We start from the raw sequence: 24,358 nt of genomic DNA on the forward strand, positions 1-24,358 counted from the left end.
GCGAATGGACAGCCCACAGCCTCCACTATGGCCTGTCTCACAGGAAGGGCCTAAGCTGGGGTAAAGAGCCATTCGGGAGTGTCATCCAGTGAAGGGACCGTGGCCATGTCGACACCCAGAGACAGCTATCACCATCTGATCATCGGGGGTGGGGTGGCCGCGGACAAGGCAGCCCGGGCCATCCGCAAGGCTGATCCGGAGACCAGCATCGGCATCCTCTCAGCCGATGGGGACGGTCCGGTCTACCGCCCGGCCCTGACCAAGGACCTCTGGCACGGGGAGGACGAGGACCCCGCCTCCCAGGACCTGCACACCGTGGCTGACACCGGTGCGGAACTTTTCACCGGGGTGGAGGTCACAGCCCTTGATCCGGCCGCGCACACCGTCACCACCACCCAGGGGCACACCGTGAGCTACGGCCAGCTGCTGCTGGCGACAGGTTCCACCGCCCGACGTTTCGGGGCCTTCGAGGATGAACGCCTGATCTACCTGCGCGGGGTGTCCGACTACCGCCGCCTACGGGAACTGGCGCGGCCCGGCAAGAAGATCGCCGTGGTCGGGGGAGGTTATATCGGCTCCGAGATCGCCGCCGGGTTATCCACCACCGGCGCTGAGGTCAGCACCTATTTCATGAATGAGACACTGCTGGACAACATGTTCCCACCCTCCATCACCACCCACCTGGAGAAGGTGTTTGCAGCACACGGCATCAGACTCTTCCCCGGCTTCCAACTGGACTCCCTGGAACTCGGTGAGCAGATCACCCTCCACGATAAAACCGGTCAACAGGCCACCGCGGATGTGGTGGTCCTCGGCCTGGGGGCGGTACTCAACACCCGACTTGCCGAAGCTGCCGGCCTGGAACTGCGCGCCGGGGCGGTGGCCGTGGACGCACGGTTGCGCACCAGTGCGGAAGATATCTTCGCCGCCGGTGACATCGCACATTTCGAGGACCCGATCTTCGGGCCACGCCATATCGAGCACATGGACATGGCGGAACGTTCCGGGCGCACCGCGGGACGCAACATGGCAGGTGGGAAAGAAGACTTCCACTACACCCCGCTGTTCTACTCCGATCTTTTCGAGGACGGCTATGAGGCCCTCGGCAGGCTCTCCACCCACTTCGAGCTGATCGAGGTCTGGGATGAGGCAAAGTCAGCTGCGGTGATCTGGTACCTGGAGGACGACAAGGTCACCGGTGTACTGCTGTGGAACACCTGGCGCAGCGTGCCCAAGGCCCGTGAGGTGGCTGCCGCTTCCCGCGCCGGGACGTTGGCTCCGGCGGAGTTGGGTGGGCAGATCACCCCGGGTGGGACGGCGCCCTGGCAGGAGAAAACCTGATTTCCGGTATCTTCCGGGGCCATCGTGACCGTCCCCCCTGAGGGACCTCAACCGAAAGAGAGCGACCCCCTGATGACCTTCCCGACCAAGACCACCTCTCCGCTTGACCCGGAGGAACTTGCCCTCATTGATGCCTGGTGGCGTGCCGCCAATTATCTGTCGGTGGGCCAGATCTACCTGTTGGACAACCCCCTGCTCCGGCGGCCCCTGCAACCAGAGGACATCAAGCCGCGGTTGCTGGGGCACTGGGGTACCACCCCGGGTCTCAATCTCATCTACGCACACCTGAATCGGGTGATCAGGCAGGGGGAGCTGTCGGCGATCTATGTCACCGGGCCGGGTCACGGTGGTCCGGGAATCGTGGCGAACACCTACCTGGAGGGCACCTATAGCGAGGTGTATCCCCGGGTCGGGCGGGATGAGGAGGGGTTACGGCGGTTGTTCCGTCAGTTCTCCTTCCCCGGTGGGATCCCCAGCCATGTGGCCCCGGAAACCCCGGGGTCGATCAATGAGGGCGGTGAGCTGGGTTATTCCCTGATGCACGCCTATGGTGCGGCCTTCGACAACCCTGATCTGCTGGTGGCCTGTGTGATCGGTGACGGGGAGGCAGAGAGTGGTCCGTTGGCCGCCAGCTGGCACTCCAATAAATTCCTGGACCCGGTGCATGATGGTGCGGTCCTGCCGATCCTGCATCTCAACGGCTATAAGATCGCCAACCCCACGATTCTGGCCCGGATACCGGAAGATGAGCTGCGCAGCCTGATGGAGGGCTATGGGCACACCCCTTATTTCGTCGGCGGGGATGATCCGGAGCAGGTGCACCAGGACCTGGCCGGGGTGCTGGATGAGGTGGTGGCTGAAATCAGGCGGATCCAGGACGCTGCCCGGGAGGGTGGGGAAACCCGGCGGGGGAAGTGGCCGATGATCGTGTTGCGCACCCCCAAAGGCTGGACCGGCCCCGGGGAGGTGGATGGGGTGGCGGTGGAGGGTACCTGGCGTTCCCACCAGGTCCCGCTTTCCGGTGTCCACGACAACCCGGAGCATCTACTTCAGCTGGAGCGGTGGCTGCGCTCCTACCGCCCCGGGGAACTTTTTGATGAGCACGGTGCCCTCAACCCTGAGATTGCGGCGTTGGCACCGGTCGGGGAGCAGCGGATGAGCGCGCACCCCGCCACCAACGGTGGGAGCATCCTGATTCCGCTGGACCTGCCTGATTTCCGGGACTACGCAGTTCCGGTCAGCTCCCCGGCCACCACCTCCCATGAGGCGACCCGGGTGTTGGGTTCCTACCTGCGGGATGTGATCAGGGCCAATCCGGATAATTTCCGGCTGATGGGCCCGGATGAGACGGCCAGCAACCGGTTGAGTGCGGTTTTTGAGGACACCGACCGGGTGTGGCAGGGTGAGATCTTTTCCTCCGATGAGGATCTGGCACCGACGGGCCGGGTCATGGAGGTGCTTTCCGAGCATCTGTGCCAGGGATGGTTGGAGGGTTATCTGCTGACTGGTCGGCACGGGCTCTTCTCCTCTTATGAGGCCTTCATCTACATTGTCGATTCCATGGTCAACCAGCATGCGAAATGGCTCAAGGTCAGCCGCGGAATTTCCTGGCGGGCCCCTGTCGCCTCCCTGAACTATCTGCTGACCTCCCATGTCTGGCGGCAGGACCACAACGGTTTCTCCCACCAGGATCCGGGGTTCATTGATCATCTGGTGAACAAGAAGGCGGAGATCGTGCGGGTGTACCTGCCGGCGGATGCCAATACCCTGCTCTCGGTGGCTGATCATTGTCTGCGCAGCCGGGACTACATCAACCTGATCGTGGCGGGTAAACAACCGGGTCTGTCCTACCTCTCCATGGAGGAGGCGGTGCGGCATGCGACCCGTGGCATCGGGATCTGGGACTGGGCGGGAACTGAAAGGCTCGCCCTCGAACGTGGGGAGGAGGCGACGCTTCCCGACGTCGTGCTGGCCTGTGCGGGGGACATCCCCACGCTTGAGACCCTGGCTGCGGCTGATCTGTTGCGTCAGCATCTGCCGACACTGAAGGTTCGGGTGGTCAATGTGGTTGACCTGATGCGATTGCAGTCCGAGAAGGAGCATCCCCACGGTCTGTCCGACGCCGGGTTTGATGCGATCTTCACCCCGGATCGGCCGGTGGTCTTCGCCTATCACGGTTATCCCAGCCTGATCCACCGGCTGACCTACCGGCGTCGCAACCACGCCAATATCCATGTCCGGGGTTTCCGGGAGGAGGGGACCACCACCACCCCCTTCGACATGGTGATGCTCAATGAGCTGGATCGTTTCAGCCTGGTGATGGAGGTCATCGACCGGGTTCCCGGCCTGCAGGGGGCGGTGGTCTCGCTGCGCCAGGAGATGGAGGATAACCGATTGCGGGCCCGGGCATACACCCGCCAGCATGGGGAGGATGATCCGGAGATCAGTGGGTGGAGCTGGCCGCATGCCACGGGGGAGAAGTAACCACCACCGGGGGGTTTCCCGCTCATCCGGAATCATGAATACGCCCCTTCGTCTGGTTCAGCGGCCGGTTTGACCCACCCCGGCGCGCGGAGATGATCTCCGCGAGCATGGACACCGCGGTTTCCGTGGGGGTGTGGGCACCTAGGTCCAGGCCGAGGGGTGCGTGAAGTCTGGCCAGGTCCGCCTCGCTGACACCCAGGTGTCGCAGGCGGGTGAAGCGCTGTTGGCTGGTGTGGCGTGATCCCATGGCGCCGATGAACTGGGCCGGGGTTTGCAGCGCCGCACTCAGGAGCGGATCATCGAATTTCGGGTCATGGGTCAGGGCACAGAGTATGGTGCGTTGATTAACCTCAAGTTCGGCGAGGTATTTATGGGGTTGTTGCACCACGATGTCATCGGCATCGGGAAAACGTTCCGGGGTGGTGAATGTTGCCCGGGCATCACAGATGGTGACCCTGTAGCCGGTGATCTTGGCCAGGCGGCACAGTGCAGCGGCGAAGGCGTTGGACCCGAAGATGACCAGGTGTTCGGGCCCGCTGTAGCTGCGGATGAAGTGTGCTCCGCTCAGGGCGGAGTGTTGGCGCCCCAGCATGTCTCTGGCCTGTTGCTGGAGGGTTTCCCCGAAAACCTGCCCGGGGTGGGGGCTCAGTAGTTCGCGCTGACCACGCTGCGGGCCACCCAGTGCGGTGATGGTGGCCACCGGGATACCTGCCCCCACGTAGGCCGCCAGGTCCCGGTAGAACCCCAGTTCATTTTCCCTGATCTGTTCCAGCAGTACCCGGATGGACCCACCACAGGTCAGGCCGACCCCGAAGGCGGTGTCCTCGCTGTAGCCATAGTCCCGGAGCAGGGACTCCCCGGTGGCGGCGACCTCTTCCGCGCAGGCCACCACATCCGCTTCCACACATCCCCCGGATAGGCTGCCGATGACCAGGCCATCCCCGAGGACGGCCATGTGGGCACCGGGTGGTCGGGGTGCGCTGGAGGAGGTGGCCACCACCGTGGCCAGCACAAAACTCTGGCCGGCCATCAGGGCAGGGGTCATCTCCGCCCAGAAATCATCATCATCTGCCATGGAAGGTTCCCCTCCTTTCCTGCCAGGCCCGCAGATCCTCGGGGGTGTCCAGGTCCCGCCCATCAGCCAGGTGGCTGACATCGACCAGGTCAACCAGTTCCGGGTGGGTGCCCAACCAGGCCCGCCCGGCGCTGTCCCCGGCTGCCAGGGCAGCGGCCTGCACCCCCAGGTCACGGGGGAAGATGATGGGATGCCCCCGCCGGAGTCCACCGGTTTTATCGGGGTAGGCGGCTGCGGTGACCCGGTGGGAGGTGGCCTGAGACCGCAGGAAGGAGACCACCCCGGCACTGAGGTCAGGCTGATCCACCAGGGCCACCATCACCATCCCTGCGGACGTTGCGGGCAGAATCCTGGCAGCTCTCCCCATGCCCAGGGCGAAGGAGGAACCCATCCCTTCCGCCCAGTCCTGGTTGACCACCACCTGATGCTCACCAGGGCCCAATACGCGACGTACTTCCCCGGCCGCGGCTCCGAGCACCACAATCACCTCCGTACACCCACCCTCCCGCAGGACCCGGGCCAGGCGCACCACCTGGGGCTCGGGGGCGTCGCCAAGCTGCAGCAGTGCCTTGGGCCCCAGCCCCAGGCGGCTCCCGGAACCTGCGGCCAACAACACCCCCACCAGGGGAGTGGCGCTCATGGCCGGAGGAACTTCGCCGGGGTGGCCGGCAGATCCCGAACCCGGATACCGGTGGCGTGATAGGCGGCGTTGATGATCGCCGCGGAGGTACCCACAATCCCGATCTCACCGATCCCCCGGGAACCCATCGGGGTGGCCCGCTCATCCACATCATCAAGCCACTCCACCTGCAGATTCCCCACATCGGCATGGGTGGGAACATGATAGGAAGCCAGATCCTGGGTGATGAAATGCCCATGACGGGAATCCCGGACCGCCTCCTCCAACAAGGCAGCCGACTGGCCCATGATCAACCCACCCAGGAACTGGGAACGCGCCGTGAGCGGATTGATCACCCGGCCCACCGAATACACCCCCAGCATCCGCGGCACCCGCACCTCACCGGTGAGACGGTGCACCCTGGTTTCAGCAAACACCGCACCAAAGGAATGGAAGGCGAACTTCTTCTTCTCCGGATACGCCTTCGAGGTAGCGGTGGTTTCCGCGCCGGGGGCAGGATGTGCCCCGTGTTCGGCGCGGAACTGCTGTGCCGCCTGGACGATGGCGGTACCCCAGGACCCGGTGCCGGCGGAACCACCTGCCACCGTGGCCTTCGGCAGGTCGGTGTCAGCGATCTCCAGCTTCACCCGGGACACCGGCACCCCTAAAGCATCGGCTGCGATCTGCAGCAACGCGGTCCGAGATCCGGTGCCGATGTCGACGGCACCAATGGCCACACTCAGCCGGCCATCCGCCAGCACCCGGATCCGGGCGGCGTTGCCGGGCATGAAATTAGCCGGGTAGGTGGCCGCCGCCACCCCGGTACCCACCCACCACTCACCCTCCAGGGTGGAGCGAGGCGCCGGTGGCCGCTGCGCCCAACCAAAACGCTCCGCACCCCGCTGGAGACAGTCCACCAGGCGGCGGCCACTGAAGGGTTTAGCACTGTGCGGCTCCACCTCCGGCTCATTGCGGATACGCAACTCCACCGGATCCACCCCGCTGGCCTCGGCGAGTTCATCCATGGCCACCTCAATGGCGAACATGCCGGGCATCTCCCCGGGTGCCCGCATCCAGGAGGGCACAGCCACATCCAACGGAACCACACGGTGACTGCTGAGACGGTTCTTCCCGGCATACATGACCCTCCCCGGGACTGCGGCATGCTCCACGAATTCCTTCACCACCGAGGACTGGACGGTCACCTCATGGGAGAAAGCACTAATCCGACCCGCCCGGTCCGCACCCAACCGGATACGCGAGTGGGTCTGGGGCCGGTAACCGGCGAGTGCAAAGAGCTGCTGCCTGCTCACCGCAAGCTTCACCGCCCGCCCCTCCGCCCATCTGGCAGCCAGGGCGACCGCCACCTCCGGGCCATGAGGCAGACCCTTGCTACCGAAACCCCCACCAACATAGGGCGCCTGAACCCGAACCTGCTCCTTCTCCAACCCCAACAAAGGGGCAAGGGTCTCCGCCACGGGATGCACCCCCTGGGTGGAGTCCCACATCCGCAAAACACCGTTTCGCCAGACCGCCGTCGCCGCATGAGGTTCCATCGCAGCATTCTGCTCATTCGGGGTGGAATAGGTCTGCTCCACCACCACCTCAGCCACCGCCAACGCCGACTCCACATCACCCTGCACCAGCTCCGGCTCGGATCCCACCGCCTTCTTCGACGGCAGATAACTCACCCCCTCCGCCATCGACAAGACAGCCTCATCCTCCCGGTAGGAAACCTTCACCAGACGCGCCCCCTCCCGGGCAGCCTCGCTGCTTTCAGCCAACACCAGCGCCACAATCTGCCCCCGGAAACCCACCCGCGCATCCTGCAGCACCCCCAACTCACGATCCCCGGTACCCACCAACCTCGGAGCACTATCATGATCCAGCACAATCACCACCCCAGGATGCGCCGAGGCAACCACCGCATCCACCTTCACCACCTCACCCCTGGCAATGGTGGAGGTCACCAACCAGGCATACAGGGGCGACTGCACCAACTCATGGTCAACCTCCACGGCATAGGACGCCAAACCGGTGACCTTCTCACGACCGTCGACACGCACCAGGCCGGTACCCATCGACACCGCCCGAATCGGGGTGGCATTCATCGCTGCTCCTCCGCGATCAGCTGATTCAGGGCATGCATCATCGCACCCCGCAACAAAGGACGCTTATACGCGGTCTCCGCACCAAAACTCGCCACCTCAAGCTGCTTATCGACGGCCCCACCCACCATCGCCTCATCAAGACCCCGCCCCAACAGAGCATCCTCCACCACACTCGCCCGCCACGGCTTATGCGCCACCCCACCCCAGGCGATCGCCACCTCAGCAACCACCCCATCCTTCACCTGAAGCGCCGCAGCCACAGACACCAACGCAAAAGCAAAAGACGCCCGATCCCGGGTCTTGACATAGGTAGAAGACCGCGCCAACCCACTGGCCGGCACCTCCACCGCGGTGATCAACTCACCAGGAGCCAACACATGATCGACCTCAGGGTGCGCGCCGGGCAGGGTGTGCAGATCCTGGATGGGGATGCGGCGTTCACCCTCCGGGCCAAGGGTCAGTATCTCCGCGTCCAGGGCGGTCAGTGCCACGGCCAGATCAGAGGGGTGGGTGGCCACACACTGCTCACTGGCCCCCAGAATCGCGTTGTAGTGGCCATAGCCCTCCACCGCGGAACAGCCACTACCGGGTTCACGTTTATTACAGGGGGTTGTGATGTCCTGGAAGTACAGGCAGCGGGTGCGCTGCAGAAGGTTACCTGCGGTGGTGGCCATGTTCCGGATCTGGCCACTGGCACCCGAGAGCAGGGCACGACTGATCACCGGCCAGCCTGCCCGCACCACAGGGTGGGCGGCTAAGTCACTGTTGCGGACATTCGCCCCGATTCTTAAGCCCCGCCCGGTGTGCTCGATGTCATTGAGGGGGAGCCGACGAACATCCACCAGGTGCTCCGGGGTGCGGACACCGAGTTTGAGATGGTCAATCACGTTCGTGCCCCCACCCAGGAAACAAGCCTGGGGGTTGGCCTGGACTGCCGTGATGGCCTCCTCCAGGGTGGAAGGGGAGTGGTAGTGCAGTGGCTTCATCGCCCAGCCACCTCCCTGATCGCCGCAAGAATACCCAGGTAGGCACCACACCGGCAGAGATTCCCGCTCATCCGCTCCCGGATCTCCGCATCACTGAACTGCACCTCTGTTGCCGCCAGGTCCTCAGTGACATGACTGGGATGACCATCGGCGACTTCCTGCAACATCCCGATGGTGGAACAGACCTGCCCGGGAGTGCAATAACCACACTGAAACCCGTCATGATCAATGAAAGCCTGCTGCACGGGATGAAGATCCTCTCCCTCAACAAGGCCCGCGGCGGTGATGACCTCCGAACTCTCATGGGCCACCGCGAGGCAGAGACAGCTTAACTGACGACGGCCGTCAAGAAGCACCGTGCAGGAACCACACTGCCCATGATCACACCCCTTCTTCGGCGAGGTGTTGCCCAATCTTTCACGTAGCGCATCCAGCAGCGTGGTGCGGGTGTCCACATACACCTCCCGCTCCCGGCCATCTATCCGCAGGGTGATGACATGTTCCATGGGTTGCCTCCTGAGGGGCGTTCCGGGCCGGGTCCGTGCTGAATTGCCGGGGGACTGGCCGCCAGAATAGACGCAGGTCACATTTTCCGCCAGGTTCCAATTCCCCCGAGGCAACAAAAAACCCGCCCACACCACCTGGTGATCAGGTGAGGGGCGGGACGGGGTGCTGGAACTAGATGGTGCTCAGGTCCTGATCCCTCGTCTCCTTCATGGTCACGATCGCGATCAGCGAAATGCAGGCCACGACGATCAGGTAGAAGCCCACCGACTGCACACCGAACTTCGCGTTGAGGGCAGTGGCGATGAAAGGTGCGATGGCGGCACCCAGGATGGAGGAGACATTATAGGAGATCCCCGAACCGGTGTAACGAACATTGGTGGGGAAGAGCTCCGGCAGGACCGAAGACATGGGGCCGAAGATCAGACCCATCAGGAACATACCGATGGTCAAGAAGGCCAGGACAGAACCCTCGGTGGCGGTCGCCGGATCCAGGAAGAACTTGAAGCTGAAGCCGAAGGCGATAATCGCGATGGTCGTCCAGAACAACGTCGGCTTACGCCCCCGGGTATCTGCCAGACGACCGGCGATCGGGATGCCGACGATGAAAGCGAAGATGGAAACCAGCTGAATCACCAGGAAGTCGGTGTAGGGGATACCCAGACCGATACCGGCCTCCTTATCACCGATGCCATAGGAAAGGATCCAGGTGGTGACCAGGTAAAAGATGGTGTAGCAACCGACCATGATGAAGGTACCCGCCAGCATCGGCCCCTTCGCGGTGCGGAAGACCTCCTTGAGCGGGGAATCAACCTTCTTACCGGCATCCACCGCCTGCCGAAAGACCGGGGTCTCCTCCAGGCGCAGCCGAACATACAACCCGATGATCACCATGACCGCAGAAGCCAGGAAGGGCAGGCGCCAACCCCAGGACATGAAGGCACCCTCCACATCACCATTATCGTGCCCGAGGAAGGTGACCAGAATCAGGAAGAAACCATTGGCGAGGAAAAAACCGAAAGGAGCACCAAACTGCGGCCACATGGCAGCCCTGGCCCGCTTACCCTCCACCGCGGTCTCAGAAGCCAACAGAGCGGCACCAGACCACTCACCACCCAGGCCCAGCCCCTGACAGAAACGCATCAACGCCAGCAACGCCGGCGCAATAATACCGATCTGACTGTAGGTGGGCAGCAAACCAATGATGAAAGTGGCGATACCCATGGTCAACAGCGCACCAACCAGGGTGGCCTTACGCCCGATACGGTCACCGAAATGGCCGAAAATGACAGAACCGAGCGGACGAGCCACGAAAGCAAGACCAAAGGTGGCGAAAGAAGCCAGCAACGCGACGGTGGGATTATCCGATTCCGGGAAGAACAGGAAGGGGAAGACCGCGACCGCCGCAGTGGCATAAGCATAGAAATCATAGAACTCGATCGTGGTTCCGATGGTGGAGGCGAACGCCACCCGGCGTCGCTCCTTGGGCGTCAGCTCCGGTTTGACTGAGGATGCCTGATCGACTGTCGTCGACATAAGACACCACCTTTCTCATGGCCAATAAACATTACCCAAAAAGAATATCTTCTCACTAGATGGGATGCAAAATCTCATATAATAAGATATTCCACCACGTGAGATTATAAGACAAAAAAGAAAAGTGTTCCCCCGAAAATTTCGAGACCCATTCCCACACCATGAGATAAACACACCCACCCGCACCGAAAACCACCACAATCGCGCCGGGTGAGGTGGGGGAGTCTCGTCGAGTGGCCGCCCTGGTAGCGCTGATGGACATTGCGCCTGGCTGGATGCTGCTGGGCGCAGTGAATTCGGGGGGGCGGATCTGCAATCTCGGGGTCGCGTCCGGTGGGGTGGACTATTTGATGCCGTGGGTTCTGATGGTATGGGAATGAGGCAATCAAACTTTGCGACTCTTCTTGGGGCATCATTTCCCTCGCGGGGATCATTCCACGACGATCTCCATCCCGCCCCGACTGTGCAACTTTATTTTGAAACACTCATTCCCATTGGCCCAGCACCGGCCCGTCCATTCACCGAAACTCAGGCATCGAGCTCTATTCTCGACCGATTCAACAGCCATAGATTAAGTGGCGGAAGGAAACCTCAACGCCACCGTCGGCACGCCTGAAGTGATGTGGATCACCAATTTTAGGGCTATCCTGGGATATGGACCTAAACCATGCAATGGGGTTGAAAGAAGGTGCACATGGGTGCAGTTGAACCCACCGGCACTATCATCGCCGGTGCAGAAGGGCCGGAGTTGCTGATCTCTCGGGACTTCACGGAGAACATCAAGGAGGTTTGGGCTCATGTGGTCGAATCTGATCGCCTCGCGCAGTGGTACGGCACTTGGGCGGGTGATCCTATAACAGGAAAAGTCTGGCTCACCATGATTGAGGACCCAGACTCTCCAAGGGAGTGTCACATCCACCAATGCGAAGCGCCCCACCTGCTTGCAGTGAGTATCTCGGATTCCGAGGGTGAGTGGCAGATCGAACTCAACCTGAGTGTCGAGAAAGAAGGAACCAGGTTGACCTTCCGGCAGCCACTGAGAGGCTTCGAGATGGCGGCAACAGAGGTGGGCCCGGGTTGGGAGTACTATCTCGATCGGCTCCGAGCTTCCTTGGCCGGCGGGAACGTGGAAGAGATCGACTTCAGCTCCTACTATCCCCACCAGATAGAGCACTACCGCGCTTAGGTTCGACACGTCGCTTTCCTAGAGAGCTCTCGAATCAGACTTCGCTTCTCCCGTTGAACATGGCCGGGTGATTAAATCTCCCTGCCACACAGGTGGGTTGCCCGTTTCAGCGGGAGATTGGTCCGGACGGCTGGCGGAGAGAATCCGCTCAGCTGTCAGGTACTGGAGCGGGCGGTGGTGCAGACTCTGCTCCAGGGCACGGCGAAGCTTATCGCTGCCCATCTGTCCGGTGGGCCGGGGATTTTGAACGGGATGATCGGGACTGCGAGGGCGGAAGGATATCCGGACGTGGCCAGTCGCGTTGATGATGTCTATGCTGGGCCGCAACCAGACGCAGCAGCGTGCTGCGGCTTCTCTGGCATAGGAGGAAATTGACATGGCTGAGGAAATCACCAAGGAAGATATCGTAAGCAAACTGCGCGATGCGAACTGGGTCATGATGACCACGGCAGGTGCGGACGGCAAGCTGGTGTCCCACCCGATGGTTCCGCAACAGGTCACTGATGACGCAGACGTATGGTTCTTCGTCTCACTCACAGGCGGGCACGCTGAGGCGCTCAAGGCCAGCCCGGAGGTGAACCTATCCGTGGCTGAAGCTGGCTCCTGGCTATCGGTGGCCGCAGACATCGAATTCATCGAAAACCGCGCGAAGATTGACGAGCTGTGGAACAAGGATGTGGAGGGCTGGTTTAAGGGCAAGGACGACCCTACGATCGGTCTGATCAAGGCTACTTCTGAGTCCGCTCAGTTCTGGGGTCTGCCGGGAGGGAAGATATCCGCACTGGCCCGCATCGTGAAGTCGCGTGTCTCTGGCGATCGCACCGGCGGCGGCTCCGAGGCCATGGAACTCTAGGCCTGTTGCCTAAGTAGCGGCCGCGGTGGATGTGACGGTGTCACCTGCACAGCGGCCCTCCATCAGCTACAGGTCAGTGATAGGAGAGCGTTTTGACCATCACGTTATCGTCGGCCCCTCCAAAGTCTGTAGGAATGTCACTGACCATAATGTTCTGATCAGGATCAAGCTGGCAGAGAAAGTACTCGGATTCAGGACAAGCATTAAGATCCTTAGGCTGGAACCATTCAACCCGTGAATCCGTTCCATCCGCGAATATTAATCCAATTCCGGTATTCGTTTCCCATGCATCAAAGCCCCGTGTTTCCACCTCCCGCAGGATTGGTGTATTGGCAGAACACATAGGCCGATCTTTGATCGGCTCGTCGACCACCGCGGCCAGACTCAACGCCGCTCGCTCATGAACAGCACGGGTAATCCCATCTTCAGAGTCCGAGGTGCAACCGCTGAAGGTTACAGCGCAGCAAGCGAGCTGAGTGCTGCCGCCTGGGGGTACAGGTGGCGCAGTTGCCCGGTGGGCTTATTTTCCCACCGTACGCAGAATCCCGCTCAATGCCTTGTCTCGTACCTGGCCAGAACCACGCCACCGGGAAACGTCCGTGTCTCCACGAGGTTCAGGTTCACCCAGCTATCTAGCGCGGTGAAAAACGGTGTGCCACCACCCACCAGGACCGGATGGGTGGCCAGCACATACTCGTCGATCAACCCGGCCCGCATGGCCGCCGCGGCGAGCGTGGCACCGCCGATACTCATCGGCCCGCCGCCGTCAGCCTTGAGCCGGGTGATCTCGGCGATCGCGTCGCCGGTGACCAGGCGGGTGTTCCAGTCGACCTTGTCGATCGTCGAGGAGAACACCACCTTCGGTGTGTCCCGCCAGTGTCGGGCGAACTCGATCTCCGCCGGGGTGGCATCGGGCTGCTGATCACCGGTGGGCCAGTAGGAACTCATTGTCTCCCAGAGTTTGCGTCCATATAAGGTCAGGCTGCTCGCTCGTTCCTGGTCGAGCCACCATTGGAACAGCTCGTCACTGGGCGCGCTCCAGCTAATGTCGTCGCCGGCCGCGGCGATGTAACCGTCCAGGGTCACGTTCATGCCATAGATCAGTGTCCGCATGGTGCCAGCCTTCCGTGAGGTGGTTTTTAGCCTCTACGCCGTGGGTGGAAGTTATAAGGAGGTGCAGATGATGTGGGTGTTGGTGCAAAGTTGAGTGAGCAGTCGAGAGGGACTCAGGTTCTCACCGTCTGATGAGTGCGCAATACCAGTGTTATCAACCGGGTCTTCGAGACCTCCTGATAACGCCCGCACGCAGCGAGCATCAGAGTCAGAAAGACTGAGTCTTCATGGCCCCCGGCCCGGAGTTTGCGACAACACCCTTATTCTCACGATAGTCAACCTCACAGTGCGGAACGGCCGGGCCCGGTCGGAGTGTTCCGAGTGGTTTTATGCCGCGGGGCCGAGTGCTCCGTCCGCCTGCCCGCCTGCTGCTCCCTTGAGTTCAATGAGGATCGAGTGGGTCGGTGTATCACCGGTGTTCTCGCCGGAGTGACGTTGCGCGGGTATCCACACCGCCTGCCCAGCCTCGAGCCTCGTATCGAATACGCGATCGCCCGCTGAGAGCTTGCGTGAAAAGGAGCTCAGCGTGACCATCACGCTGTTCGGGTGATCGTGAGGAGTGGTTCGATCGCCCGGCTTGTCGACGTACTCAAGGACGCGAACGAATTCATTTTCCCAGAGCGTGCGGTAGTGATCGGGGTTCGTCAGTGTCGGATCGTCAGCGACCATATGCTGATCGTACTCCCGCGGAAGTGACTGAAACAAGAGGTAGGCGTAGAAAATCGGACGCATCCAATTCCCCTGCAGTGGAGAGGAAATGTGGCCTGGCCAGGTAAGTGGTGAGGGGGGAGTTCCGTCCACGATCTCGTAGATACGGCGATACCGTCAGAGGGCCTTTTCCCAGGTCGTGTCGTCGAGAGAGTCGAATAACCGGACGGATTTCATGCGGTGCTCACCTCATCGGCACAGCGAACTCCGGTCTCCAAAGCGGTGGGCGGTGTAAACGCGTCGAGCAGCGCAAGGGATACGGTTCGATGCAGGGGAGTAGCGGTCGATGTCATAGATCTGCATATACAGCTGCATACCGAACTGGAAGTTCCTCTTCAAAAAGTCGGTGTACGCGGGATCATTCAGGCTGTAGGGCAGCTCGGCCGGAACGAAGAGGACAATAGGTCGGGAGAAATCCCACGTTGGTTGATACTACCGGTGGAATCTGACTTGAGAAGGCGGTGAGATTGGGTGTGGTGGTCCAAGAATCATCCCGGCCGTTCTGTGAAGTGGCGACAATACAAAGCTGCCAGACGAAGCTGTGTGGGTGTGGTCCGCATGGAGGTGGTCGCGGTGGCCTGGTACCTCTGGATAGGTGTGATCGCGTTCTGGTCCAATTTTCATTGGCCAACTTTCATGTCAACGGACACCAGCAGCACCAGAGGGGGATGACCCCATCCCGTTAAAATGACATAATGTACATTATCGGACAATTGGGGATATCTGGCTGAAAACTGGATCATGTCCACCTGGCCAGCTTTTGTGGCCCGGCCGGCGTTCACCAGCATCCCACACAGACGCCCCAGGACTTTAGCGCTGAACCCTCAAGCCTGCCCGGCCGTCCAACTCCGGCGCCCCCAACCTTTCCTGCTGACCCGTCTTCACATCTTTATCATCGCCCCCAGCAATGCTCAGGGCGTGCCAGCCTCCAGGGATCGGTCCCGCGGGATTCCTCGCGCCAAGTAAAGCCCCCAGGTCGGCCTCGGATGCAGGTTTATGGTGTCACGATGTGGGGCCAGGATAATGTTGCGGCCCCAGGGCTTCATGAACCCTGCACGGGGTCCGAGGCAGCTATCTGGGAGGAAAATCCCCAGAAAAGTCCCGAGGCCCTGTCTGAACCCCAACCCCTGAACCTCATTATATTTCGTCACAGTGACGTTTTTAATAATGTTGCCCGAGGGTTGATGTTCATCCGTCCGAACTTCTTGGGTCCGGGCAATTCGCATAACTGAGATACAAACCCCCCAACATTTCCTTACCCAGTCCACGCTGGATCGGGCAATCCAAAAAATCAAGCTTGGGAGCTTATGTGCATTTCCTCCCACTACTTAGCGAACATACCAACCGCCTGGTTCAGGGGCTGCCCAGGAGGGCTTCCCAAAACTACCCAAGATCCAAGTCCCCTATCCACCTGGACACATAAATAACAACACCCCTAGCTAACGTAACGGTGACGTTAATCAGGGGTGCTGCTCTGCTCATCAATATCGGATCAGGATTCTAAACTATTCTTTTCCTGATATCCCCGGACCAGTTGCCAGATGGTGATCAGCATCAGTACGACCGCAATGCCGAGAACCCACCAGGTTCCCTGCCAGCCAACAAAGATGGCGAAGGCAATCAGAACAGCCAGGCGGAACCAGATCATCGGGATCATGCGTGATGCCAGCATCTACTGTTCCTTACCCAGGGAGATACGAATGTTCAGTTCTCCCTCTTCGGCGATCTTTGCGGCAACGAACTCCGGCGATTCAAGACCGAAGTCAATACGGTTGACGGGAAGATTCCCGGCGATGACGACCTTGTCCTCATCACGGAGCACATCGAAGGTACCGCTGACTTCATTGGTGGCGCCGTGGATCTCCAGGTCGCCGACCAGTTCGACCTGGCCGGGGGTGCCGTCATCAGGGACGGTTGAAAGATCAACCGGCTCGGTGATGGTGAAGGTCGAGGTCGGGTAATCATCGGTGTGGAAAATACTCATCCGCACATTGATGTCGCGACGCTCATTGTCACTGCTCAGCTCACGCATGTCCACGGTGATCTCACCGGCATTCAGGGTGTCATTGCTGATATTGACCGTGCCCTCGACTGCCTGGGTGGAGCCTGAGGTGATGCGATGCTCGACCGGCAGGATCTCGGCGAAAGTGTAGCCCACGGAGGTCAGGTTATTCTGGTCGCCCCGGACGACCTCCCAATCGCCATTCACCTCCACAGTGGCAGGTTCCGCAGACGAGGTGTTGAGCCCCTCAGTCTTCACACCCGGCCCCATGATGAGCCCGTAGATCACCGGTCCCACGACGACCACACTGAGGAGCAAAACGAGCACCACGACGATAGAGACAATGGTCTTCTGACGTTTGAGCATTTCTACCTTAACTTCTCAATTGTTCGCGCCAATCCGACAAGTTCACGGCATAATTCCCGGATCTCAGCGGACTCAGCACCTTCTTCCGCAGCGGTGGCGATGTCCTCTGCGGCGCACCTCAGTTCGAAGAGGGAATCCTTAAGGACTGCGAGGCGCTCTGGCTGAATAATAACCGCTTCAGCTGGAATTCCGGTACCCGAAACCTTATTGCGCTGCTCATAGGCCCGCTGTTTACAGGATTGTCGGCAGTACTTCCGGGGTCTCCCCCGGGGATGATTATGGATATCCTTGCCACACCAGGCGCAGGTTGCGGGCGGCGTTGGGCGGTTCGGAGTCACCTGATCAACATTAGTCCATCCCATGGGAACAAAGTAGCTGACTTGTCCGTTATACTGATTAGTTGACTACAGAGCCATCTATCTTGGTGGCACTGACCAGGGAAAGGACTGATTTCGGAATGGCAGATCGCGTTCTCCGCGGCAGCCGAATGGGTGCTGTGAGCTATGAAACCGACCGTGACCACGATCTGGCTCCCCGCCAGATGGTGAAGTACCGGACCGATGCCGGTGAGATCTACGAGGTTCCCTTTGCCGAGGACGCTGAGATCCCCGGCACCTGGATGTGTAAGAACGGCCAGCTCGGCACCCTGATGGAGGGTGAGGGTGTTGAGGCTAAGCCCGTTAAGCCTGCACGTACCCACTGGGACATGCTGCGTGAACGTCGTTCCCTGGAGGAACTTGATGTCCTCCTTGAGGAGCGTGTCGAGCATCTTCGTAAGCGCCGTCGTAACGCCGCTCGCCTGCTGAAGCAGCAGCGCGAGGAAGAGGCGGACCAGCAGGCCTAAAGCGCCTGAGGTTTCCTCATATCAGCTCAAAGAAAACCTATGGCCCTCACCCCGAAACGGGGTGAGGGCCATAGTCCTTCCCGGGGGAGGTGTTTTCCGGCCACCCCGGGGAAACCTGGAACCGTTAGAAGTTGTACTTACGGCGCTTCTTGTTCAGCTCATAGCCGACCAGTTTGCCCATCTCCACGGACAGATCCTTGACCTGCTTGCCGCGGTGCTTCAGTCCCCAGCGGGTGACCTCCATCAGGGAGTCCTTCACGAAGCTGCCGTCCAGCTTGGATTCACCGATCTCACGCTCGGTGAAGGTGATCGGAACCTCCCGGACGTCATAACCGCTGCGGACCGCACGCCAGGCCAGGTCGACCTGGAAGATATAGCCGGCCTTGGAGAGCTCGCGGAAATCGAGCTCCTTGAGGAAGTTGCGACGGTAGGCGCGGTAACCGGCAGTCATGTCGGTCAGACCGGCACCCAGTGCCATGGAGATGTAGACATTACCGCCCTTGGACAGCACCAAGCGTTCCTTCGGCCAGTTGACCACACGGCCACCCTCGACGTAGCGGGAACCGATGACCACATCCGCGCCCTGGTCGATCTGCTCGAGCAGCAGGTGCAGCTGCTCCGGGGCGTGGGAACCATCAGCATCCATCTCGCAGAGCACACCATAGGCACGCTCCAGGCCCCACTCGAAACCTGCGACATAGGCGGCGCAGAGCCCCTCCTTGCCCTTACGGTGCAGAACATTGATCTGCTTATCCTCGGCAGCCAGTTCATCGGCACGCTTGCCGGTGCCGTCCGGGCTGTTGTCGTCGACGATGAGGATGTCGACCTGCGGGGTGGCCTTGCGTACCCGACCGACGATCAGGGGCAGGTTCTCCAGCTCGTTGTAGGTGGGGATGATCACCAGAGTTCTGTCGCTGGGTTTATCCATCAGGTGGGCTCCTTGTAGTCGGTACTTGTTCTGGGGCAGGCGCTGCATCTTATCAGCGGCGCGGGTTACGCCCAGTTCGGACAGGGGTCTTGTTGGAGGTGGACTTGCCGTTGCCCTTCCGAGCCTTGGCGGATGCCTTGGTCCTGGCAGTGTTCTGCTTTCCGGGGCCGGAACCCCGGGATGCAGACCTGACCGGTTGGAAAGAGGACTTTCGCTGGGTCCACAATGCCACGATCACACAGACGACTCCGATAATAACCAAGAAGATTTGAACCGCCGAACCATAACGTGCGGAAAGGGTCAGGGAATTTCGCAACGGCAGCTCCTCCACCAGCGTATCGGCGGTGAAGATCCTGGTTTGCTGGCTGATGGAACCATCCGGATGGACGATCGCGGACACCCCCGAAGTGGCGGGGACAACCACAGCGCGGTCCAGCTCAATGGCCCGCATCCGGCTCATCGCCAACTGCTGGTAGGTCATGTCGGTGAAACCGAAGGTGGCGTTATTGGTCGGCGTGGTCAGGATCTGCGCCCCATTGAGGACGGCATCCCGGGCTGCCGCGTCGAAAGCAACCTCGTAGCAGGTGGCAATTCCGACGGTGATGCCGTCCATGTTCACCACCCCGCTGCCCTCACCGGGCTTGAAATCTCCGGCGGCATCCACCCAGGGGGAGAAATTCCGGAAGAATTCGCGGTAGGGCATGTACTCCCCGAAGGGCTGCAGGTAGATCTTGTGGTGGTACTCCCCCGCCCCGGTTTCCGGGTCGAACACAACCATGGTGTTGCGGTCACCGACATCATCGCGGGTGATGGTGCCCACCAGAATGGGTGCCTGTGCGGACTGGACCGCGGCGTCGATAAGCGCCCCGGCCTGCGGGTCATTGAAGGGGTTGACGTCGGAGGAGTTCTCCGGCCAGAAAATCAGGTCCACCTCATCATCGAGTGCCTGGGTCTCCCGAACGTGATTCGCCAGGACGGCACGGCGCTGGGCGTTGAAATCCAGACCCATGCGCGGCACATTGCCCTGGATCGCGGCAACCTCGACCGTGTCAGTGGTCTTGAGCGGATCATTGACCGGGATGCCCGCCAACAGGCCCGCCATCAGCATCACCACAGCGGTGGCGGTGCCCGGAATCCAGGCCAGGGGCGCCCGCTGCTTCTGTGAAAGATAGATCACCAGGGCAGCCAGGCTAGTGCCGGTCAGGGCCGCAGCCAGGGAGACCAGTGCCGGGCCCCCGAGATGTGCCAGATTGGCCAGAGGGCCGTTGATCTGGCCCCAGGCCAGGCGGACCCAGGCGAAGCCACCGAAGGGCCAGGAACTGCGGAGGAACTCGACTGAGACGTAGAAAAAGGGGAAGGCGAGGAAACCATAGCGCCAACGGGCGATCGCTGCTCCGCCGCAGCCGGTGGCCAGGGCGTAGAGGGAGAGCACCCCCGCCAGGGCGATATAGGGCATATTGCCCACAAACTCCCCGATCCACGGCAAGAGCAGCAGATAGAGCGTGAGGGCATGGATGAACCCGATCAGGGTGCCCCAGCGCAATGTGATCTCATGGCCTCTGTGGGGGCTGAGACTCAGATAGAGCAACGCCAGGCCGAGGATCCCGGAGATCCACCAGCCCAGCGGTTCAAAGCTTGCGAAAACAAGCAGTCCTGAGGCGGCCGCACCCAGGACCCGAAGATTCTTGATCACTTCTCCGGCTTCCCCTTGCCCGAATCTCCCTCATCACGCAGGAAGTCCTCAGGATCAAGGTTGGAGGTCCATTCCTGGATCTCCGCCTCATCGATGACCTCATGGTTCGGCTGCCCCTGGGAGGGATGCCCCGCCTGGGATGCCTGGGTATTCGGATCCCGGAAATTTCCGTAGCTGGCGCGCTCACGGTACATGTTGGTGGCCTCGAAACTACGCACCCCTAAGTTCTCGATGGAGGTGCGGAGCTTACGGGCCAGAATCTTACGGATCACCATCCGGGTCGGCGGAATGATCAGCAACAGGCCCAGCAGGGTGGTGGCGATACCCGGCAGGGCCACCAAAACGGCGCCGGCAGCCAGCAGGCCGGTGTCGCCGGCAGCCTGGCCGGGATCGATCTTCTGGGTGGCGGCAGCCTGGCTGATACTGCGCATTTGAGCGGCAGCCAACCACAGACCACCGAAGAAAGCGACAATGATCGCCAGGATCGCCCAGCCGAGACCGAGCCAGGAGGCCAGGGCCCAGAAAGTGAGAATCTCGAGGATGAAGTACGGAAGAGCTATCAGTAATGGCACACCCCCAGCCTACCGGTGCCCCTGGCCAGCGGATAATCTTCCCGCAGCCTGTTCGCGGAGAGCTTTGAAACCTTCATGACTCTGTGATTTTCGGGAACTTGAGGACCTTCCGATAACATGTCCTCACATGCAGGAACATGCCTTGAATACCCCCGCAGACCTCACCTACCAGGCGGCTGATGGCCATGTCGGACGGCTCCGGCTGGCCGGGGGCCAGGTGGCACCCGGCACCTGGGCACGTATTGCCGAACTCGCTGAGCTTGGCGACGGCCGGATACACCTCACCACCCGAGGCAACCTCCGGGTCCGTGGGATCCGGAACCCCGAGGCCTTCAACACTGCCGCCCAGGCAGCGGGTTTCCGCTCTGGTGCTTCCCTGATCGCCTCTCCCCTGGCCCGCCTGCAGAATGTCATCGGACAGGTCGAAGAGATCGCCACCACCGCCGCCCTGGCTGGGATACTGCTCGGCATTGATGATGGTGGCGGTGACATTCTCTCCCAGCGTCCTGATCTGGGACTGCAACTTGATCAGCCTCGCGAGAATGCCCGGTTGATCCGCCAGGGTGAGGTCTCGGAAGTGTCACTTCCCTTGGCACAGGCCTTGGTGGCCTTGCGGAATGCCTGCGGTGAAGTGGATGGGCGACAGCTTCCCACCACGGCGGGAAGCCTCCCGGAACCACCGGTCGGCTGGACCCCGAAACCACCTTCTGGCTGGACCCCGGAACCGCTGGTCGGTTGGATCCCGGAAACAGATGGCAGCGTCACCCTGGCCGCCGGTCTCAAGTTCGGGGTACTCGAAGCGAGAGTGGCGCAGATGCTTGATGTGATTGAGGCCGACACCACGGTAACCCCGTGGCAGGGGTTGCTGATCCACGGCCTCAGCGAATCAATCGCCGATCAGGTACTCCGCGTGCTGGCTCCGCTGGGCCTGATCTTCAATGCCGAGTCCCCCTGGCTACGGGTTTCCGCCTGCATCGCCGCCCCCGGCTGCCGCCATGCACTCTCTGAGGTACGTAGCGATGCGGCACAGGCCGCCGCCTCCGGAATCCCGGCGCGTCTCCATTTCGTCGGTTGCTCCCGCAATTGCGGTCGACCCAAGGGCCCTCACACCCTCTACCAGGCAACTGGTGAGGGCGAATATGAGGTTATTGAGGGTTAGAGCTTTTTTCTGTTTATCTGGTTTTTGAGGCGCGGCGATAAAGCTGGATGGTTCCCACTGCCAGGATCATCCCTGCCCCGAGCGGTATGAGCGCTGGGGTGAGAATTCCCTCGGGTTCTTCAATCAGGAAATAACTGCCCGCCACGACAGCGAAAACGCCGAGGAGTATGAGGGTTGCCAGCAGCCAAGCTGGGGCCCGGAAGATTAAGACGCTGAAAAGTGTCGCGCTTGCGAACAGTAAGATGCAGCGGAGCGTCAGGGAGAGCGTCATGGGGGAAATGAGCCCGAAAGTGTAGGTCCAGGCGAGCATGATCATTGCCAGGCAGAGCCAGGCGGAAATCCGGGCAGGTAGATTCTTCATCGGATTCATCCTCTGCCAGTTGGATTAGTTATCCGGATCTGGGCGGCGGCGGGCGATTAAAACGGAGATCGCTTCTTCCACTGAATGAACTCGCCCCCAGGCCCTTGGTTGGCGGGGTCGGGCGATCATCGCTACCGGGATCCGCAGTTCCCGGGCTGCCTCCAGGGTGAGTTTGCCGACTTGGTCTCCGACATGGCGGATGACGATGCCGTCGATCTGGTTATCTCGTAGCATTTTCTTTTCTTCCTCGACCGTGGTGGGACGGGAGCCGTTCAACATTCGGTAACGGCGTGGGGTGCGCGCGGGGCGAGGGCCACGGATCACATAGAGATTTTGTGAATCTGAAGCAAAGTCAAGAGTGGGGGCTTTTCCCAGATCCAGCAGGATATGTCGGAAATTGCGGGCCGCATGAGAGGCTGCTTCCCGGGTGTCCGTCACTTCGGTCCACTGGTCCTCCGGCTGCTTCTCCCAGGGCTCCTGGGTGATTGCCAGTACGGGGATGCCGGTGGCCCGGGAAGCTTCAGCCGCATCTTCGGTGGCTTCCTCATTGAAGGGGTGTGAGGTATCGATGATGATCTGGATCCGGTTCTGGATCAGGTAGGCTGCCAGTCCTGCGGCGCCGCCGAAACCACCGATCCGCACCATCCCGGGTGGATAGGTGGAACCTTCAGGCATGGATGTGGTGATACGCCAGCCGCGGTCATCAAGCTCAGCGGCCAGGTGGTGGGCAACTTCAGTGCCCCCCAGAATTAGTGCGCGCATCAATCCTCCTCTACCTGGGCATGTTACGCCATAGCGGCCGGGGTACGAGCTTCATGATCCAGGCCAGCGGTTGTAAGCGGGCGGGAATCCAGAGGGTGGCGCTGCGCTTCTTCCTGACCTGCGCTGCCACCGCTTCCGCCACCTGTTCCGGGGTCACCGACATGGGGGCGGGTTTCATTCCTTCGGTCATTGCTCCAATGACGAAACCGGGGCGCGCGGTCACCACCGAAACCCGGGTGCCGTGCAGGGCGTCAGTCAGCCCCTGGCAGAAGGTGTCAAGGCCGGCCTTGGTGGAACCGTAGACATAGTTGGCACGTCTCCCCCGCCAGCCGGCGATGGAGGAGAAGGCCACCAGGCTTGAATGTCCTGTCTGTGTCTTCATCACATCGGCCAGCACGGTGAGCATGGTGATCTGGGCGCTGTAGTCCACGGTGGTGATCTCCAGGGCGTGCTGTTCATCTTTTTCGGCATGTTCCTGGTCTCCGAGGATGCCGAAAGCCACGATGGCTACCGCGATCTCTCCCTGGGCGCGCACTTCCTCCACCAGGCTGCGGTGGGAGGTGAATTCAGTGGCGTCGAAATGGTGGCGGTGTACTGCGGTGGCTCCCGCCTGACGCAGGCGCTTCTCCACCCCTTCCAGCTCGGCTGGGCGACGTGCTGCCAGGTGGACCTCCCTCCCGGCACAGAGTCGGGCAGCCAGTTCCCCGCCGATGTCGCTGTTACCGCCGAGCAGAAGTACCGATCCTGAGTTCATGGATCATGAGGATACCTGGTTCCCCAGCCGGGTTTCGTGCTGGTGCCAGCATCCAGGAAATGTGAGGAGAAGGCAGGAGGGACATGAAAAGGGATTTCCGCTTCGGTGCGCGAGCTGTGTCTGCCGATCCGTGAATGGGTGCCCTGGGTTGATGAACTCTATCTGGTCTTTGGGCCGCAGGCTAAGGTTTCTCGGAATCATCCCGGCGCGGGGAGGGTTGGCAGATGTCTTTCCGTTCTTCGGGCCGGGAAGGCAGCCGGTTTCCGCTCTGGAATTTTTCGCCTTCCTTGATTCTTTCCGGTGCAGCGTCGCTTGGTGGGGGTGTGTGCGCTATTCTCAAGAGGCATGAGGGCCATGATGCATCTCACAAAGGGGTGTGGGCGGCGTGTAACTACTTCCAT

General features: G+C 61.1%; 24 protein-coding genes. 6 read left to right on the top strand and 18 right to left on the bottom strand.

Annotated elements, in window-relative coordinates; translation table 11 throughout:
• Positions 1–105 precede the first annotated feature (105 nt).
• Entirely contained in the window at positions 106–1,341 is a 1,236-nt protein-coding gene (locus COCCU_RS07085; protein ID WP_156230861.1) for an NAD(P)/FAD-dependent oxidoreductase, read from the top strand.
• A 72-nt stretch (positions 1,342–1,413) separates the two neighbouring features.
• A complete protein-coding gene (locus tag COCCU_RS07090) occupies positions 1,414–3,825 on the top strand; it encodes a phosphoketolase family protein (RefSeq protein ID WP_156230862.1) in 2,412 nt (803 codons plus the stop codon).
• Between the two features lie 22 nt (positions 3,826–3,847).
• Here the strand turns inward: COCCU_RS07090 and COCCU_RS07095 are convergent, their stop codons facing one another.
• The 6 genes from COCCU_RS07095 to COCCU_RS07120 all read right to left on the bottom strand — a co-directional run bounded on the left by COCCU_RS07095 (position 3,848) and on the right by COCCU_RS07120 (position 10,656).
• Positions 3,848–4,900 carry an XdhC family protein gene (locus COCCU_RS07095; RefSeq protein ID WP_231598904.1) on the bottom strand — a complete coding sequence of 351 codons (1,053 nt, stop codon included), beginning with the start codon at positions 4,898–4,900 and terminating at the stop codon, positions 3,848–3,850.
• Positions 4,890–5,540 (bottom strand): nucleotidyltransferase family protein, encoded by a 651-nt coding sequence (locus COCCU_RS07100; RefSeq protein ID WP_156230863.1) that lies wholly within the window; start codon positions 5,538–5,540, stop codon positions 4,890–4,892. The genes COCCU_RS07095 and COCCU_RS07100 overlap by 11 nt, the downstream gene beginning before the upstream one ends.
• The gene (locus tag COCCU_RS07105) at positions 5,537–7,630 is read right to left on the bottom strand and encodes a xanthine dehydrogenase family protein molybdopterin-binding subunit (protein ID WP_156230864.1); all 2,094 of its coding nucleotides are present in this window, start codon (positions 7,628–7,630) and stop codon (positions 5,537–5,539) included. Before COCCU_RS07105 ends, COCCU_RS07100 begins: the two co-directional genes overlap by 4 nt.
• On the bottom strand, positions 7,627–8,616 hold the full coding sequence (locus COCCU_RS07110; protein ID WP_156230865.1) for an FAD binding domain-containing protein: 990 nt from the start codon (positions 8,614–8,616) through the stop codon (positions 7,627–7,629). The genes COCCU_RS07105 and COCCU_RS07110 overlap by 4 nt, the downstream gene beginning before the upstream one ends.
• Positions 8,613–9,122: a 2Fe-2S iron-sulfur cluster-binding protein gene (locus tag COCCU_RS07115; RefSeq protein WP_156230866.1), complete on the bottom strand. Its 510-nt coding sequence runs from the start codon at positions 9,120–9,122 to the stop codon at positions 8,613–8,615. The genes COCCU_RS07110 and COCCU_RS07115 overlap by 4 nt, the downstream gene beginning before the upstream one ends.
• 172 nt (positions 9,123–9,294) lie before the next feature.
• Positions 9,295–10,656, bottom strand: a complete 1,362-nt coding sequence (locus COCCU_RS07120; protein ID WP_156230867.1) for an MFS transporter — start codon at positions 10,654–10,656, stop codon at positions 9,295–9,297.
• 694 nt (positions 10,657–11,350) lie between these two features.
• Here COCCU_RS07120 and COCCU_RS07125 point away from each other — a divergent pair.
• Both COCCU_RS07125 and COCCU_RS07130 read left to right on the top strand, forming a co-directional pair.
• Positions 11,351–11,842, top strand: coding sequence for an SRPBCC domain-containing protein (locus COCCU_RS07125; protein WP_156230868.1), 492 nt, complete (start codon positions 11,351–11,353; stop codon positions 11,840–11,842).
• Between the two features lie 376 nt (positions 11,843–12,218).
• Entirely contained in the window at positions 12,219–12,695 is a 477-nt protein-coding gene (locus tag COCCU_RS07130) for a pyridoxamine 5'-phosphate oxidase family protein (RefSeq protein WP_197088461.1), read from the top strand.
• 73 nt (positions 12,696–12,768) lie between these two features.
• Here COCCU_RS07130 and COCCU_RS07135 read toward each other — a convergent pair whose 3' ends face one another.
• From COCCU_RS07135 to COCCU_RS14675, 6 genes are all read right to left on the bottom strand, one after another.
• Entirely contained in the window at positions 12,769–13,083 is a 315-nt protein-coding gene (locus COCCU_RS07135) for a hypothetical protein (RefSeq protein WP_156230870.1), read from the bottom strand.
• A 161-nt stretch (positions 13,084–13,244) separates the two neighbouring features.
• On the bottom strand, positions 13,245–13,808 hold the full coding sequence (locus COCCU_RS07140) for a dihydrofolate reductase family protein (protein WP_156230871.1): 564 nt from the start codon (positions 13,806–13,808) through the stop codon (positions 13,245–13,247).
• Between the two features lie 327 nt (positions 13,809–14,135).
• A complete protein-coding gene (locus COCCU_RS07145) occupies positions 14,136–14,540 on the bottom strand; it encodes a cupin domain-containing protein (RefSeq protein ID WP_197088462.1) in 405 nt (134 codons plus the stop codon).
• Between the two features lie 1,468 nt (positions 14,541–16,008).
• Positions 16,009–16,188: a hypothetical protein gene (locus COCCU_RS07150; RefSeq protein ID WP_156230872.1), complete on the bottom strand. Its 180-nt coding sequence runs from the start codon at positions 16,186–16,188 to the stop codon at positions 16,009–16,011.
• A complete protein-coding gene (locus COCCU_RS07155) occupies positions 16,189–16,884 on the bottom strand; it encodes a YceI family protein (protein ID WP_156230873.1) in 696 nt (231 codons plus the stop codon).
• 2 nt (positions 16,885–16,886) lie between these two features.
• Positions 16,887–17,246 carry a hypothetical protein gene (locus tag COCCU_RS14675; RefSeq protein ID WP_231598905.1) on the bottom strand — a complete coding sequence of 120 codons (360 nt, stop codon included), beginning with the start codon at positions 17,244–17,246 and terminating at the stop codon, positions 16,887–16,889.
• A 95-nt stretch (positions 17,247–17,341) separates the two neighbouring features.
• Here COCCU_RS14675 and COCCU_RS07160 point away from each other — a divergent pair, with 95 nt between their 5' ends.
• The gene (locus tag COCCU_RS07160; protein ID WP_156230874.1) at positions 17,342–17,728 is read left to right on the top strand and encodes an RNA polymerase-binding protein RbpA; all 387 of its coding nucleotides are present in this window, start codon (positions 17,342–17,344) and stop codon (positions 17,726–17,728) included.
• Positions 17,729–17,852: 124 nt separating this feature from the next.
• Here the strand turns inward: COCCU_RS07160 and COCCU_RS07165 are convergent, their stop codons facing one another.
• From COCCU_RS07165 to COCCU_RS07175, 3 genes are read right to left on the bottom strand one after another with little or no spacing between them, the layout of a single operon-like run.
• A complete protein-coding gene (locus tag COCCU_RS07165) occupies positions 17,853–18,656 on the bottom strand; it encodes a polyprenol monophosphomannose synthase (protein ID WP_156230875.1) in 804 nt (267 codons plus the stop codon).
• A 52-nt stretch (positions 18,657–18,708) separates the two neighbouring features.
• Positions 18,709–20,349 carry an apolipoprotein N-acyltransferase gene (gene lnt / locus COCCU_RS07170; RefSeq protein WP_156230876.1) on the bottom strand — a complete coding sequence of 547 codons (1,641 nt, stop codon included), beginning with the start codon at positions 20,347–20,349 and terminating at the stop codon, positions 18,709–18,711.
• Entirely contained in the window at positions 20,346–20,921 is a 576-nt protein-coding gene (locus tag COCCU_RS07175) for an FxsA family protein (RefSeq protein WP_156230877.1), read from the bottom strand. The genes lnt and COCCU_RS07175 overlap by 4 nt, the downstream gene beginning before the upstream one ends.
• Before the next feature lie 142 nt (positions 20,922–21,063).
• Between COCCU_RS07175 and COCCU_RS07180 the strand changes: the two genes are divergently transcribed.
• Positions 21,064–22,080: a precorrin-3B synthase gene (locus tag COCCU_RS07180; RefSeq protein ID WP_197088463.1), complete on the top strand. Its 1,017-nt coding sequence runs from the start codon at positions 21,064–21,066 to the stop codon at positions 22,078–22,080.
• A 13-nt stretch (positions 22,081–22,093) separates the two neighbouring features.
• Here the strand turns inward: COCCU_RS07180 and COCCU_RS07185 are convergent, their stop codons facing one another.
• The 3 genes from COCCU_RS07185 to COCCU_RS07195 are packed head-to-tail and all read right to left on the bottom strand — an operon-like array spanning position 22,094 to position 23,957.
• Positions 22,094–22,441, bottom strand: coding sequence for a hypothetical protein (locus COCCU_RS07185; protein WP_156230879.1), 348 nt, complete (start codon positions 22,439–22,441; stop codon positions 22,094–22,096).
• A gap of 24 nt (positions 22,442–22,465) precedes the next feature.
• Positions 22,466–23,203 carry a precorrin-6A/cobalt-precorrin-6A reductase gene (locus tag COCCU_RS07190; RefSeq protein WP_156230880.1) on the bottom strand — a complete coding sequence of 246 codons (738 nt, stop codon included), beginning with the start codon at positions 23,201–23,203 and terminating at the stop codon, positions 22,466–22,468.
• A gap of 10 nt (positions 23,204–23,213) precedes the next feature.
• On the bottom strand, positions 23,214–23,957 hold the full coding sequence (locus COCCU_RS07195; RefSeq protein WP_156230881.1) for an SDR family oxidoreductase: 744 nt from the start codon (positions 23,955–23,957) through the stop codon (positions 23,214–23,216).
• Positions 23,958–24,358: the final 401 nt, after the last annotated feature.

It is taken from the genome of Corynebacterium occultum, assembly GCF_009734425.1.
Lineage (GTDB): Bacteria > Actinomycetota > Actinomycetes > Mycobacteriales > Mycobacteriaceae > Corynebacterium > Corynebacterium occultum.

Bases quoted from the DNA above. Each gene is read 5' to 3' on its own strand.
- COCCU_RS07085 (WP_156230861.1), top strand. From the start codon at position 106: ATGTCGACACCCAGAGACAGCTATCACCATCTGATCATCGGGGGTGGG.
- COCCU_RS07090 (WP_156230862.1), top strand. From the start codon at position 1,414: ATGACCTTCCCGACCAAGACCACCTCTCCGCTTGACCCGGAGGAACTT.
- COCCU_RS07095 (WP_231598904.1), bottom strand. From the start codon at position 4,900: ATGGCAGATGATGATGATTTCTGGGCGGAGATGACCCCTGCCCTGATG.
- COCCU_RS07100 (WP_156230863.1), bottom strand. From the start codon at position 5,540: ATGAGCGCCACTCCCCTGGTGGGGGTGTTGTTGGCCGCAGGTTCCGGG.
- COCCU_RS07105 (WP_156230864.1), bottom strand. From the start codon at position 7,630: ATGAATGCCACCCCGATTCGGGCGGTGTCGATGGGTACCGGCCTGGTG.
- COCCU_RS07110 (WP_156230865.1), bottom strand. From the start codon at position 8,616: ATGAAGCCACTGCACTACCACTCCCCTTCCACCCTGGAGGAGGCCATC.
- COCCU_RS07115 (WP_156230866.1), bottom strand. From the start codon at position 9,122: ATGGAACATGTCATCACCCTGCGGATAGATGGCCGGGAGCGGGAGGTG.
- COCCU_RS07120 (WP_156230867.1), bottom strand. From the start codon at position 10,656: ATGTCGACGACAGTCGATCAGGCATCCTCAGTCAAACCGGAGCTGACG.
- COCCU_RS07125 (WP_156230868.1), top strand. From the start codon at position 11,351: ATGGGTGCAGTTGAACCCACCGGCACTATCATCGCCGGTGCAGAAGGG.
- COCCU_RS07130 (WP_197088461.1), top strand. From the start codon at position 12,219: ATGGCTGAGGAAATCACCAAGGAAGATATCGTAAGCAAACTGCGCGAT.
- COCCU_RS07140 (WP_156230871.1), bottom strand. From the start codon at position 13,808: ATGCGGACACTGATCTATGGCATGAACGTGACCCTGGACGGTTACATC.
- COCCU_RS07145 (WP_197088462.1), bottom strand. From the start codon at position 14,540: ATGCGTCCGATTTTCTACGCCTACCTCTTGTTTCAGTCACTTCCGCGG.
- COCCU_RS07150 (WP_156230872.1), bottom strand. From the start codon at position 16,188: ATGCTGGCATCACGCATGATCCCGATGATCTGGTTCCGCCTGGCTGTT.
- COCCU_RS07155 (WP_156230873.1), bottom strand. From the start codon at position 16,884: ATGCTCAAACGTCAGAAGACCATTGTCTCTATCGTCGTGGTGCTCGTT.
- COCCU_RS14675 (WP_231598905.1), bottom strand. From the start codon at position 17,246: ATGGGATGGACTAATGTTGATCAGGTGACTCCGAACCGCCCAACGCCG.
- COCCU_RS07160 (WP_156230874.1), top strand. From the start codon at position 17,342: ATGGCAGATCGCGTTCTCCGCGGCAGCCGAATGGGTGCTGTGAGCTAT.
- COCCU_RS07165 (WP_156230875.1), bottom strand. From the start codon at position 18,656: ATGGATAAACCCAGCGACAGAACTCTGGTGATCATCCCCACCTACAAC.
- COCCU_RS07185 (WP_156230879.1), bottom strand. From the start codon at position 22,441: ATGAAGAATCTACCTGCCCGGATTTCCGCCTGGCTCTGCCTGGCAATG.
- COCCU_RS07190 (WP_156230880.1), bottom strand. From the start codon at position 23,203: ATGCGCGCACTAATTCTGGGGGGCACTGAAGTTGCCCACCACCTGGCC.
- COCCU_RS07195 (WP_156230881.1), bottom strand. From the start codon at position 23,957: ATGAACTCAGGATCGGTACTTCTGCTCGGCGGTAACAGCGACATCGGC.